The organism is Enterobacter sp. CRENT-193, from assembly GCF_002787395.1.
GTDB classification, from domain to species: Bacteria; Pseudomonadota; Gammaproteobacteria; order Enterobacterales; family Enterobacteriaceae; genus Enterobacter; species Enterobacter hormaechei_C.
In genome coordinates, this window is the sequence record NZ_CP024812.1 from 88,090 (window position 1) to 100,924 (window position 12,835).

12 protein-coding genes are annotated in these 12,835 nt (G+C 59.5%); 10 read left to right on the forward strand and 2 right to left on the reverse strand.

The genetic code is table 11. From position 1 onward, the window contains the following. Window positions 1-68 precede the first annotated feature (68 nt). Both tsr and hpaR read right to left on the reverse strand, forming a co-directional pair. Window positions 69-1,733, reverse strand: coding sequence for a methyl-accepting chemotaxis protein (gene tsr, locus CU081_RS00475; protein ID WP_022650353.1), 1,665 nt, complete (start codon window positions 1,731-1,733; stop codon window positions 69-71). Window positions 1,734-1,816: 83 nt separating this feature from the next. Further along, window positions 1,817-2,257 carry a homoprotocatechuate degradation operon regulator HpaR gene (hpaR, locus tag CU081_RS00480; RefSeq protein ID WP_003856591.1) on the reverse strand — a complete coding sequence of 147 codons (441 nt, stop codon included), beginning with the start codon at window positions 2,255-2,257 and terminating at the stop codon, window positions 1,817-1,819. Between the two features lie 268 nt (window positions 2,258-2,525). On the opposite strand from hpaR, the gene hpaG reads away from it, so the two are divergent. From hpaG to CU081_RS00530, 10 genes are all read left to right on the forward strand, one after another. Next, on the forward strand, window positions 2,526-3,803 hold the full coding sequence (gene hpaG, locus CU081_RS00485; protein ID WP_022650352.1) for a 4-hydroxyphenylacetate degradation bifunctional isomerase/decarboxylase: 1,278 nt from the start codon (window positions 2,526-2,528) through the stop codon (window positions 3,801-3,803). Further along, the gene (gene hpaE / locus CU081_RS00490) at window positions 3,800-5,266 is read left to right on the forward strand and encodes a 5-carboxymethyl-2-hydroxymuconate semialdehyde dehydrogenase (protein WP_022650351.1); all 1,467 of its coding nucleotides are present in this window, start codon (window positions 3,800-3,802) and stop codon (window positions 5,264-5,266) included. The genes hpaG and hpaE overlap by 4 nt, the downstream gene beginning before the upstream one ends. Window positions 5,267-5,268: 2 nt before the next feature. After that, window positions 5,269-6,120 carry a 3,4-dihydroxyphenylacetate 2,3-dioxygenase gene (gene hpaD, locus CU081_RS00495; protein WP_022650350.1) on the forward strand — a complete coding sequence of 284 codons (852 nt, stop codon included), beginning with the start codon at window positions 5,269-5,271 and terminating at the stop codon, window positions 6,118-6,120. Window positions 6,121-6,129: 9 nt separating this feature from the next. Then, window positions 6,130-6,510 (forward strand): 5-carboxymethyl-2-hydroxymuconate Delta-isomerase, encoded by a 381-nt coding sequence (locus tag CU081_RS00500; protein ID WP_003856599.1) that lies wholly within the window; start codon window positions 6,130-6,132, stop codon window positions 6,508-6,510. Between the two features lie 65 nt (window positions 6,511-6,575). Next, the gene (hpaH, locus tag CU081_RS00505; protein WP_015572593.1) at window positions 6,576-7,379 is read left to right on the forward strand and encodes a 2-oxo-hept-4-ene-1,7-dioate hydratase; all 804 of its coding nucleotides are present in this window, start codon (window positions 6,576-6,578) and stop codon (window positions 7,377-7,379) included. Window positions 7,380-7,389: 10 nt separating this feature from the next. Continuing rightward, a complete protein-coding gene (hpaI, locus tag CU081_RS00510) occupies window positions 7,390-8,184 on the forward strand; it encodes a 4-hydroxy-2-oxoheptanedioate aldolase (protein ID WP_022650349.1) in 795 nt (264 codons plus the stop codon). A 21-nt stretch (window positions 8,185-8,205) separates the two neighbouring features. Further along, window positions 8,206-9,549: a 4-hydroxyphenylacetate permease gene (gene hpaX / locus CU081_RS00515; RefSeq protein ID WP_003856603.1), complete on the forward strand. Its 1,344-nt coding sequence runs from the start codon at window positions 8,206-8,208 to the stop codon at window positions 9,547-9,549. A gap of 9 nt (window positions 9,550-9,558) precedes the next feature. Beyond that, window positions 9,559-10,491 carry a 4-hydroxyphenylacetate catabolism regulatory protein HpaA gene (hpaA, locus tag CU081_RS00520; RefSeq protein ID WP_022650348.1) on the forward strand — a complete coding sequence of 311 codons (933 nt, stop codon included), beginning with the start codon at window positions 9,559-9,561 and terminating at the stop codon, window positions 10,489-10,491. 177 nt (window positions 10,492-10,668) lie between these two features. After that, window positions 10,669-12,231 (forward strand): 4-hydroxyphenylacetate 3-monooxygenase, oxygenase component, encoded by a 1,563-nt coding sequence (gene hpaB / locus CU081_RS00525; protein WP_022650347.1) that lies wholly within the window; start codon window positions 10,669-10,671, stop codon window positions 12,229-12,231. 17 nt (window positions 12,232-12,248) lie between these two features. Beyond that, window positions 12,249-12,758: a 4-hydroxyphenylacetate 3-monooxygenase reductase subunit gene (locus CU081_RS00530; RefSeq protein WP_017383854.1), complete on the forward strand. Its 510-nt coding sequence runs from the start codon at window positions 12,249-12,251 to the stop codon at window positions 12,756-12,758. Window positions 12,759-12,835 lie beyond the last annotated feature (77 nt).

The following is a 12,835-nucleotide window of genomic DNA, read 5'->3' on the forward strand; positions in this document are numbered from 1 at the left end:
CCGGGCTTACAAAACCCAATTCCGCAGGCCGGGTAAGGCGCAGCCGCCACCCGGCAAAACGCACAGCGTCAGAACGTTTCCCAGTTATCGCCCGCATCTGCGGTCGACGGTTTACGCGCCACTACCGGAGCGGCAACGCTTTTCGCGGAGGCGAACTCGCGCGCCTTCATCTGTTCCTGCTGAATACGGAACACCGCAACAGCCTGCGTCAGACGGCTCGCCTGCTCTTCCAGTGCCGCGGCCGCCGCCGCAGACTCTTCCACCAGCGAGGCGTTCTGCTGGGTCACGCGATCCATCTCAGCCACCGCCAGCCCAACCTGGTCGATACCGCGGCTCTGCTCGTCAGACGCAGACGCGATTTCGCCCATGATGTCCGTCACGCGCGTTACCGCATTCACGATCTCACCCATGGTTTCACCCGCGCTTTCCACCAGCGTTGAACCAATTTCCACGCGCCCCACGGAGTCTTCAATCAGACTCTTGATCTCACGGGCCGCCTGGGCGCTGCGCTGCGCCAGGTTTCGGACTTCACCTGCAACCACCGCAAAGCCGCGGCCCTGCTCGCCCGCACGCGCCGCTTCTACCGCCGCGTTCAGCGCCAGAATATTGGTCTGGAAGGCAATCCCGTCGATCACGCTGATGATATCGGCGATTTTCTGCGAACTGCCGGCGATATCGCGCATGGTCTGCACCACGTTATCCACCACCTTGCCGCCTTTCTGCGCGGTTTCAGACGCGCTCAGGGCCAGGTTGCTCGCCTGACGGGCGTTCTCGGCGTTCTGCTTCACGGTGGCAGTCAGCTGTTCCATGCTGGCGGCGGTCTCTTCCAGAGAGGCAGCCTGCTGTTCGGTACGGGATGAGAGATCGTTATTACCCATCGAGATTTCGCTCGCACCGCTGTAAATGGCGTTTGCGCCGTTACGCACGTCACCCACGGTACGCACCAGCTCGCCCTGCATGTGGCGCAGGGAGTCAGCCAGTTCCCCCATCTCGTTGGAGCCTTCCACGTCGATGCGCTTCACCAGGTCGCCGCTGGCGATATGACGAATGCTGTCAATCAGACGGTTCAGCGGCGAAATCAGCGCCTGACGAATACCCAGCCAGACGGCAACAATCACCACCAGCACCGCAGCCAGCACGCTAATCAGCACCCAGATAGCCTGGCGGTAAGAACTGTTGCTGTCTTCAACCGCGGTCTGATACAGCGCGTCGTTCTGTTGCAGATAGGTGACGTACTGCTTCTCAAAGCCATCCTGATAGCTCTGGGTCGGCTGGTCGAAGAACTCATTGATCTTGCCCGCCCCCAGCAGCTGGATCAGCTCGGCCAGCGCGCCGTGGTAGATATCGTAATTACGTTTGATTTCCAGTGCCGCAGCGTCGCTCTGACGCGGGTCGCGCGGCAGCGCTTCGTAATCCGCCCAGTTTTTTTCCGCCTGTTTCAGAGACGCAGAGGCAATTTGCATCAGCTCGGCGACGGTTGAGCCGCTACCGATATTGTTCTGATCCATCATATAGCGGATACCCGCGCGGTTCAGAGTGTTACGGGTTTGCAGCAGCGCCACCCAGCTACCGTTCAGGGTGGATTGTTGCTGGCGAATGGTTTGCAGGATGGTGAAATTCTCTTTGTCATGCTTCAGGGCATTGAAGAAAAGACCACCGGATGTGAGTTGTAAAAGGCCAAATATCGCTAAAACCAGCAGTAAGCTGGTGACAATCTTGATACGATTTAACATGTTTTCTCTTTCCTCAGACAGATACAGAATTTTCGGCCTGGAAAGGGAAAACTTTACGAAAATCATCCTGGAATTTAGGGTTTTTACTCTTCGTCCCGCGCGGCAATATGTCGGTTTCCAAGTTCAATAAATTCTTCCAGCAGCGCCGTGAGCTGCGTCATCTTCTCCGGGGTATATTCCGCCTCAATCTGCTGGTACGCCTCTTCCACCTGAGCCTGAGCACGCTGGTACAGCGCGTTGCCTTCTTTCGTCAGCGATACGTACAGCTTGCGCTGGTCATTCACCGGCTTTAAGCGCAGCACCAGACCGTCGCGCTCCATCCGCGTCAGAATGCCGGTCAGGCTTGGGCGCAAAATGCAGGTGCGGAACGCCAGATCGTGAAAATCCATGGAGGGATGCTCGGCCAGCACGCGGACGATACGCCACTGCTGCTCGGTCAGATTATGCCGCTTCACTATCGGGCGGAAGTAGCCCATCGCCGCTTCACGCGCCTGCAAAAGCGCGATGGTTAATGAGTCATGCATCACCTTCCCCTTACATCATTAACAAGTAAACAATTTAAAACAGATGCTTTTATAGACAACGCGTTGTAACCCAAAAAGTCTAACAGAAACAACGCCATTTTTTTAATCCATTGAATTAAAAGATAATTAACTCATTTATGTAAATTTATTGTTATTCATATCACAAATTATTCACTTCTGATTGCGAAACGAACAGCAAAAGCATAAAACCAGATCATTAACATATTAATGAAATCAAAACCGGACAGCCGGTTTGAGGAGTATGGGAATGAAAGGTACTGTTTTTGCCGTAGCGCTAAACCACCAAAGCCAGCGTGCAGCCTGGGCTGAGGCGTTTGAAAAAGCCCCCTATAACGCGCCGCCAAAAACGGCGGTGTGGTTTATCAAGCCACATAACACCGTTATTCGCGCAGGCGAGCCGATTCCCTTCCCACAGGGAGAAACCGTGTTAAGCGGCGCAACGGTGGCGCTGATGGTGGGCAAAACCGCCAGCAAAGTCCGCGTTGAAGAGGCGGCGGCGTACATCGCTGGCTACGCGCTGGCCAACGAAATCAGCCTGCCGGAAGAGAGCTTCTACCGTCCGGCGATCAAGGCCAAATGTCGGGATGGATTTTGCCCGCTCGGCGAACCTGTCGCCGTTGATAACGTGGACAACCTGACCATCATCACCGAGATCAACGGTCGCGAAGCGGACCACTGGAACACGGCCGATCTGCACCGCAACGCCGCCGAACTGCTGAGCGCGCTGAGCGAATTTGCCACCCTGAACCCCGGCGATGCGATATTGCTCGGTACCCCACAAAGCCGTGTCGAAATTCGCCCGGGCGATCGGGTACGCATTCTGGCAGAGGGATTTCCGCCGTTGGAAAACCTGGTGGTGATGGAACGCGACGTTACCATTGCTTCGCGCACGCCGCCGCACGCCACGCTGTTCGCACTCGGGCTGAACTACGCCGATCACGCCAGCGAGCTGGACTTTAAACCGCCTACCGAGCCGCTGGTGTTTATCAAAGCGCCGAACACCTTTAATGGCGATAACCAGACCTCGGTGCGCCCAAACAACATTGAATACATGCATTACGAAGCCGAGCTGGTGGTGGTCATAGGTAAAACCGCGCGTAAGGTCAGCGAAGCCGAGGCGATGGACTATGTTGCGGGCTACACGGTGTGCAACGACTACGCCATCCGCGATTATCTCGAAAACTACTATCGCCCAAACCTGCGGGTGAAAAGCCGCGACGGGCTGACCCCCATCAGCCCGAACGTGGTACCAAAAGAAGCCATCCCTGACCCGCACAACCTTCGTCTTCGCACCTACGTTAACGGTGAACTGCGTCAGGAAGGCACCACCGCCGATCTCATTTTCAGCATCCCATTCCTGATTGCGTATCTGAGCGATTTCATGACCCTGCAACCGGGCGACATGATTGCCACCGGCACGCCGAAGGGGCTGTCCGACGTGGTACCGGGCGATGAAGTGGTGGTGGAAGTGGAGGGCGTAGGCCGTCTGGTAAACCGAATTGTCAGTGAGGAGACTGCAAAATGAAAAAGATTAACCACTGGATCAACGGGAAAAACGTCGCCGGAAGTGAGTACTTCCAAACCACTAACCCGGCCTCCGGCGAGGTGCTGGCTGAAGTAGCCTCCGGGGGCGAAGCCGAAATCCATCAGGCCGTTGCCGCCGCCAAAGAGGCGTTCCCGAAATGGGCCAACCTGCCGATGAAGGAGCGTGCGCGCCTGATGCGTCGCCTGGGGGATCTGATTGACCAGAACGTGCCGGACATTGCCGCGATGGAGACCGCCGACACCGGCCTGCCGATCCACCAGACCAAAAACGTGCTCATTCCGCGCGCCTCGCACAACTTCGAGTTCTTCGCCGAGGTGTGCCAGCAGATGAACGGCAAAACCTACCCGGTCGACGACAAGATGCTCAACTACACCCTGGTGCAGCCGGTGGGTGTCTGCGCGCTGGTGTCGCCGTGGAACGTGCCGTTTATGACCGCCACCTGGAAGGTCGCGCCCTGTCTCGCGCTGGGTAACACCGCGGTGCTGAAGATGTCTGAACTCTCCCCGCTGACCGCCGACCGTCTGGGCGAGCTGGCCCTCGAAGCGGGCATTCCGGCGGGCGTGCTCAACGTGGTGCAGGGCTATGGCGCCACGGCGGGCGACACGCTGGTGCGTCATCATGACGTGCGCGCCGTCTCCTTCACCGGCGGCACCGCCACCGGGCGTAACATCATGAAAAACGCCGGGCTGAAGAAGTATTCTATGGAACTGGGCGGCAAATCTCCGGTGCTGATTTTTGAAGACGCGGACATCGAGCGCGCGCTGGACGCCGCCCTGTTCACCATCTTCTCCATCAACGGCGAACGCTGCACCGCCGGCTCGCGCATCTTCATCCAGCAGAGCATCTACCCGGAGTTCGTCAAACGCTTCGCCGAGCGCGCCAACCGCCTGCGCGTGGGCGACCCGACCGATCCGAACACCCAGATTGGCGCGCTCATCAGCCAGCAGCACTGGGAAAAAGTCTCCGGCTATATCCGCCTCGGCATTGAAGAGGGGGCAACCCTGCTGGCGGGCGGCCCGGACAAACCGACCGATCTGCCTGCGCACCTGGAAGGCGGCAACTTCCTGCGCCCGACCGTGCTGGCGGATGTCGATAACCGCATGCGCGTGGCGCAGGAAGAGATCTTCGGGCCGGTGGCCTGCCTGCTGCCGTTTAAGGACGAAGCGGAAGGGCTGCGCCTGGCGAACGACGTGGAGTATGGCCTGGCGTCGTACATCTGGACCCAGGACGTCAGCAAAGTGCTGCGTCTGGCGCGCAACATCGAAGCGGGCATGGTGTTCGTCAACACCCAGAACGTGCGCGACCTGCGCCAGCCGTTTGGCGGCGTGAAGGCCTCCGGCACCGGCCGCGAGGGGGGCGAGTACAGCTTCGAGGTCTTCGCGGAGATGAAGAACGTCTGCATCTCCATGGGCGACCATCCGATTCCAAAGTGGGGGATCTGATCATGGGAAAATTAGCGTTAGCGGCAAAAATCACCCACGTGCCGTCAATGTATCTCTCTGAACTGCCGGGCAAAAACTACGGCTGCCGCCAGGGCGCCATCGATGGGCATAAAGAGATCAGCAAGCGCTGCCGCGAGCTGGGCGTGGATACCATTATCGTCTTCGACACCCACTGGCTGGTGAACAGCGCGTATCACATCAACTGCGCGGACCATTTCTCAGGCGTCTACACCAGCAACGAGCTGCCGCATTTTATTCGCGACATGACCTACGACTACGACGGCAACCCGGAACTCGGCCAGCTGATTGCCGACGAAGCGGTGAAGCTTGGCGTTCGCGCCAAGGCGCACAACATCCCGAGCCTCAAGCTGGAGTACGGCACGCTGGTGCCGATGCGCTACATGAACGCGGATAAGCACTTCAAAGTGGTCTCCATCTCGGCGTTCTGCACGGTTCACGACTTCGCCGACAGCCGCAGGCTGGGCGAGGCCATCATCAGCGCCATCGAAAAATACGACGGCACCGTGGCGGTGCTCGCCAGCGGCTCGCTGTCGCACCGCTTTATCGACGACCAGCGCGCGGAGGAAGGGATGAACAGCTACACCCGCGAGTTTGATCGCCAGATGGACGAGCGCGTGGTGAAGCTGTGGCGCGAGGGGCAGTTCAAGGAGTTTTGCAGCATGCTGCCGGAGTACGCCGACTACTGCTACGGCGAGGGCAACATGCACGACACGGTGATGCTGCTGGGGATGCTCGGCTGGGACAAATACGACGGTAAGGTGGAGTTTCTCACCGAGCTGTTCGCCAGCTCCGGCACCGGCCAGGTCAACGCCGTTTTCCCGCTGCCCGCCTAAGGAGTCGTTATGCCGCACTTTATTGCTGAATGTACCAACAACATCCGCGAGCAGGCCGACCTGCCGGGTCTGTTCGCCAAAGTGAACGAGGCGCTCGCCGCCACGGGGATCTTCCCGCTCGGGGGCATCCGCAGCCGCGCCCACTGGCTGGATACCTGGCAGATGGCCGACGGTAAGCACGATTACGCCTTTGTGCATATGACGCTGAAGATCGGCGCGGGGCGCAGCCTGGAAAGCCGGGAAGAGGTCGGTGAAATGCTGTTTGCGCTGATCAAAACGCACTTCGCAGAGCTAATGGCGGGCCGATATCTGGCGCTCTCGTTCGAGCTGGACGAGCTGCACCCGACGCTTAATTACAAGCAAAACAACGTGCACGCGTTGTTTAAATAACACCGCACGGTCTGTCCCCTCTCCCACAGGGAGAGGGAGAAAACAAATAAAAACAGGATATCGCCATGCTCGACAAACACACCCATACCCTGATCGCCCACCGTCTGCATCAGGCGGAACAATCCCGGGAGCAGATCCGCGCGATCTCGCTGGAGTACCCGGAGATCACCATTGAAGACGCCTACGCCGTCCAGCGCGAATGGGTGAGCCTGAAAATTGCCGAAGGCCGCGTGCTGAAAGGCCACAAGATCGGCCTTACCTCCAAAGCGATGCAGGCCAGCTCGCAGATCAGCGAGCCGGACTACGGCGCGCTGCTGGACGATATGTTCTTCCACGACGGCAGCGACATCCCCGTGGATCGCTTTATCGTCCCGCGCATCGAAGTGGAGCTGGCCTTCGTGCTGGCAAAACCGCTGCGCGGCCCGAACTGCACGATCTTCGACGTCTACAACGCCACGGATTACGTCATCCCCGCCCTGGAGCTGATCGACGCCCGCTGCCATAACGTTGACCCGGAAACCCAGCGCCCGCGCAAGGTGTTCGACACCATCTCCGATAACGCCGCCAACGCGGGCGTGATCCTCGGCGGCCGCCCGATTAAACCCGACGAGCTGGATCTGCGCTGGATCTCCGCCCTGCTTTACCGCAACGGCGTGATCGAAGAGACCGGGGTCGCCGCAGGCGTGCTTAACCACCCGGCGAACGGCGTGGCGTGGCTGGCGAACAAACTCGCGCCATACGACGTGCAGCTTGAGCCAGGGCAAATCATCCTCGGCGGCTCGTTTACCCGCCCGGTTGCCGCCAGCAGAGGCGACACCTTCCACGTCGACTACGGCAACATGGGCTCCATCAGCTGCCGCTTTGTGTAAGGAGATGACCATGCAAAACGCATTCAAAGCGGCGCTGAAGGCGGGCCGTCCGCAAATCGGGTTATGGCTGGGGCTGACCAGCAGCTACAGCGCTGAGCTACTGGCCGGGGCCGGTTTTGACTGGCTGCTGATCGACGGAGAGCACGCGCCGAACAGCGTGCAAACCATCCTGACTCAGCTCCAGGCCATCGCCCCTTATCCCAGCCAGCCGGTGGTGCGCCCGTCGTGGAACGATCCGGTGCAGATCAAGCAGCTGCTGGACGTGGGGGCGCAAACCCTGCTGGTGCCGATGGTGCAAAACGCCGACGAAGCCCGTCTGGCTGTCAGCGCCACCCGCTACCCGCCTGCCGGCATTCGCGGCGTCGGCAGCGCGCTGGCGCGGGCGTCGCGCTGGAACCGCATCCCGGAGTATCTGCATCAGGCTAACGACGCCATGTGCGTGCTGGTGCAAATCGAAACTCGCGAGGCGCTGAAAAACCTGCCGCAGATCCTGGACGTGGAAGGGGTGGACGGCGTGTTTATCGGCCCTGCGGATCTGAGCGCCGACATGGGCTTCGCCGGTAATCCGCAGCACCCGGAGGTGCAGGCCGCCATAGAGCAGGCGATCGCCCAAATCCTCAGCGCGGGCAAAGCGCCCGGCATCCTGATGGCGAACGAGCAACTGGCAAAACGTTATCTTGAACTCGGCGCGCTGTTTGTCGCGGTCGGCGTGGATACCACCCTGCTCGCCCGCAGCGCCGAAGCGCTGGCGGCCCGCTTTACCGACGTCACCACAGCAGTTGATAACAATAAATCCGTCTACTAAACGTACGATGTGGAGCGCAACATGACGACCTCAACCCTGCATAATAAAGCTGTTGAACATCGCGTTATTAATAAGCTGTTCCGTCGTTTGATCGTGTTTCTTTTTATCCTGTTTGTCTTCTCGTTTCTCGATCGCATCAACATCGGCTTTGCCGGGCTGACGATGGGCAAAGATCTGGGCCTCACGTCGACCATGTTTGGCCTGGCCGCGACCCTGTTTTATGTGACCTACGTGCTGTGCGGGATCCCCAGCAACATCATGCTGGCGAAGATCGGCGCCCGCCGCTGGATCGCCGGGATCATGGTGGTGTGGGGCATCGCCTCTACCTGCACCATGTTCGCCACCAGCCCCGAAACGCTCTACGTCCTGCGCATGCTGGTGGGCATTGCCGAAGCCGGTTTCCTGCCGGGCATTCTGGTCTATCTCACCTGGTGGTTCCCGGCGTATCACCGCGCCCGCGCCAACGCGTTGTTTATGATCGCCATGCCGGTGACCATGATGCTCGGTTCGATCCTCTCCGGGTACATTCTGGCGATGGACGGACTGTGGAACCTTAAGGGCTGGCAGTGGCTGTTCCTGCTGGAGGGGCTGCCGTCGGTGGTGCTCGGCGTGGTGACCTGGTTCTACCTTAACGACACCCCGGATCAGGCCACCTGGCTGGATGATGACGAAAAGCAGGCACTCAAAACGATGATCGCCCGCGAGCAGGAGCTGGCCATTGCGCATGCCGCCACGCCGCGATCGACGCTGCGCGAGGTGCTGACGCCCGCCGTGCTGCTCTACACGCTGGCCTACTTCTGCCTGACGAATACGCTGAGCGCGATCAACATCTGGACGCCGCAGATCCTGCAAAGCTTCAACACCGGCAGCAGCAATATCGTGATTGGCCTGCTGGCGGCGATCCCGCAGTTTTGCACCATCCTCGGGATGATCTGGTGGAGCCGCCGCTCCGACAGGCTGAAAGAGCGAAAAAAGCACACTATCCTGCCGTATCTTTTTGCAGCGGCGGGATGGATGCTGGCCTCGGCGACCGATCACAGTCTGATCCAGCTGCTTGGCATCATCATGGCCTCAACCGGATCGTTTACCGCCATGGCGATATTCTGGACCACGCCGGATCAGGTTATTAGCCTGCAATCCCGCGCGGTGGCGCTGGCGGTGATCAACGCCATCGGCAACGTCGGGTCTGCCGTCAGCCCATTGCTGATAGGTATTTTGCGCGACGCGACCGGCAGCTTCAGCTCGGGACTGTGGTTCGTGGCAGGTCTGCTGGTGGTGGGCGCGCTGGTGCTGACGCGCATTCCGATGACGCGCCGGGAAAGCCTTGAGCGTGAGCCGGACATCGCGGCGCAAAAGATCCACTGAGGAGCCGCTATGTGTCAGAGCCCCATCACCAACATCGATATCAGCAAGGAGTACGACGAAAGTCTGGGCACCGACGATGTGCACTACCAGTCGTTCGCCCGCATGGCGGCCTTTTTTGGCCGCGACATGCAGGCGCACCGCCACGACCAGTATTTTCAGATGCATTTTCTCGACACCGGGCAGATTGAGCTCCAGCTCGACGACCACCGTTACTCGGTGCAGGCGCCGCTGTTCGTGCTGACGCCACCGTCGGTGCCGCACGCGTTTATCACCGAATCCGACAGCGACGGCCACGTGCTGACGGTGCGCGAGGATCTCATCTGGCCGCTGTTAGAAGTGCTCTACCCGGGCACGCGGGAAGCGTTCGGCCTGCCGGGGATCTGCCTGTCGCTTGCCGACAAGCCTGATGAGCTGGCGGCGCTGAAGCACTACTGGCAGCTGATTGCCCGGGAATCCACGGAACAGCTGCCCGGTCGCGAGCATACGCTGGTCCTGCTGGCGCAGGCCGTTTTTACCCTGCTGCTGCGCAACGCGAAGCTCGACGACCACGCGTCAGGCGGCATGCGCGGTGAGCTGAAGCTGTTTCAGCGCTTTAACCAGCTGACAGATGCTCATTACCACGAGCACTGGACGGTGCCGGAATACGCCAGCGAACTGCATCTCACCGAATCCCGCCTGACCGATATCTGTCGCCGCTTCGCCAACCGCTCGCCGAAACGGCTGATCTTCGACCGCCAGCTGCGGGAAGCCAGACGCCTGCTGCTGTTTTCCGACAGCACAGTGAGCGAAATTGCCTGGCAGCTGGGTTTTAAAGATCCGGCCTATTTCGCCCGTTTTTTTAACCGACTGACGGGGTGCTCACCCAGCGCGTACCGGGCGCAGAAAGTACCGGTGTCGCCTGTTCCCCTCACCCCTGCCCTCTCCCAGATGGAGAGAGAGTAACCGTCCCCTCTCCCTCTGGGAGAGGGTTAGGGTGAGGGAAATCACACTCTGTGATCTCTCGCGAAAAGTACCTGCCGTTGTCCCAATCGTCCCTTCACGTTCCGCCCCTCTCACGCTTCAATTAAACAACAAAAACAAAACATAAATTTAACAACCATCTTCCGATACGAGGTCCCTATGAAGCCTGAAGATTTCCGCGCTGATGCCAAACGTCCGTTAACCGGTGAAGAGTATTTAAAAAGCCTGCAAGATGGCCGTGAGATTTATATCTACGGCGAGCGCGTTAAGGACGTCACTACCCACCCGGCATTTCGCAATGCGGCGGCGTCCATCGCCCAGATGTACGATGCCCTGCACAAGCCAGACATGCAGGATACCCTCTGCTGGGGCACGGACACCGGCAGCGGCGGCTACACCCATAAATTCTTCCGCGTGGCAAAAAGCGCCGACGATCTGCGCCAGCAGCGTGACGCCATCGCCGAGTGGTCGCGCCTGAGCTACGGCTGGATGGGGCGTACGCCGGACTACAAAGCCGCGTTCGGCTGCGCGCTGGGGGCGAACCCTGCCTTCTACGGTCAGTTCGAGCAGAACGCCCGCAACTGGTACACACGTATTCAGGAAACCGGCCTGTACTTTAACCACGCCATCGTCAACCCGCCGATCGACCGCCATAAACCGGCAGACGAGGTGAAAGACGTTTACATCAAGCTGGAGAAAGAGACCGACGCCGGGATCATCGTCAGCGGCGCGAAAGTGGTGGCCACCAACTCCGCCCTGACCCATTACAACATGATCGGCTTCGGCTCTGCGCAGGTGATGGGCGAAAACCCAGACTTCGCGCTGATGTTCGTCGCGCCGATGGATGCCGAAGGGGTGAAGCTGATCTCCCGCGCCTCTTACGAGATGGTGGCAGGGGTGACCGGTTCCCCGTACGACTACCCGCTCTCCAGCCGTTTTGACGAGAATGACGCCATTCTGGTGATGGATCATGTGCTGATCCCGTGGGAAAACGTGCTGATCTACCGCGATTTCGACCGCTGCCGTCGCTGGACGATGGAAGGTGGCTTCGCCCGCATGTACCCGCTTCAGGCCTGCGTGCGTCTGGCAGTGAAGCTCGACTTCATCACCGCTCTGCTGAAGAAGTCGCTGGAGTGTACCGGCACCCTCGAGTTCCGCGGCGTGCAGGCGGATCTCGGCGAAGTGGTGGCGTGGCGCAACATGTTCTGGGCGCTGAGCGACTCCATGTGCTCCGAAGCCACGCCGTGGGTAAACGGCGCGTATCTGCCTGACCACGCGGCGTTACAGACCTACCGCGTGATGGCGCCAATGGCCTATGCGAAGATCAAGAACATCATCGAACGTAACGTGACCTCCGGGCTGATCTACCTACCGTCCAGCGCGCGGGACCTGAACAACCCGCAGATCGACCAGTATCTGGCGAAGTACGTGTGCGGCTCCAACGGGATGGATCATGTCGAACGCATCAAGATTCTGAAACTGATGTGGGATGCCATCGGCAGCGAGTTTGGCGGACGTCACGAGCTGTACGAAATCAACTACTCCGGTAGCCAGGATGAGATCCGCCTGCAATGCCTGCGTCAGGCGCAAAGCTCCGGCAACATGGACAAGATGATGGCGATGGTTGACCGCTGCATGTCCGAGTACGACCAGCACGGCTGGACCGTACCGCACCTGCACGACAACACTGATATCAACATGCTGGATAAGCTGCTGAAATAACGCAGCGGGAGGTTTCAATGCAATCTGAAGAACGCCTGCGTTTTCGCGACGCGATGGCCAGCCTGTCGGCGGCGGTGAATGTGGTCACCACCGAGGGCGATGCGGGTCGCTGCGGCATTACCGCCACCGCCGTCTGTTCGGTCACGGACACCCCGCCTTCGGTCATGGTCTGCATCAACGCCAACAGCGCCATGAACCCGGTCTTCCAGGGCAACGGCAAACTGTGTGTCAACGTGCTGAACCACGAGCAGGAGATCATGGCCCGCCACTTTGCCGGGATGACCGGCATGGCAATGGAGGAGCGCTTTGCTCTCTCCTGCTGGCAGAAAGGACCGCTGGCGCAGCCGGTGCTGAAAGGCGCTCTGGCAAGCCTGGAAGGCGAGATAACCCAGGTGCAAACCATCGGTACCCATCTGGTCTACCTTGTGGAGATTAAGAACATCATCCTCAGCAGCGAGGGGCACGGCCTGATCTACTTCAAACGCCGTTTCCACCCGGTGATGATGGAGATGGAAGCCGCGATTTGATCCCGTTGCACAAAAAACGCTAAGGTTTCCGCAAAGGTGCGCCGTTAACTATCCATAAGATAAATTTTCCGGGGCGG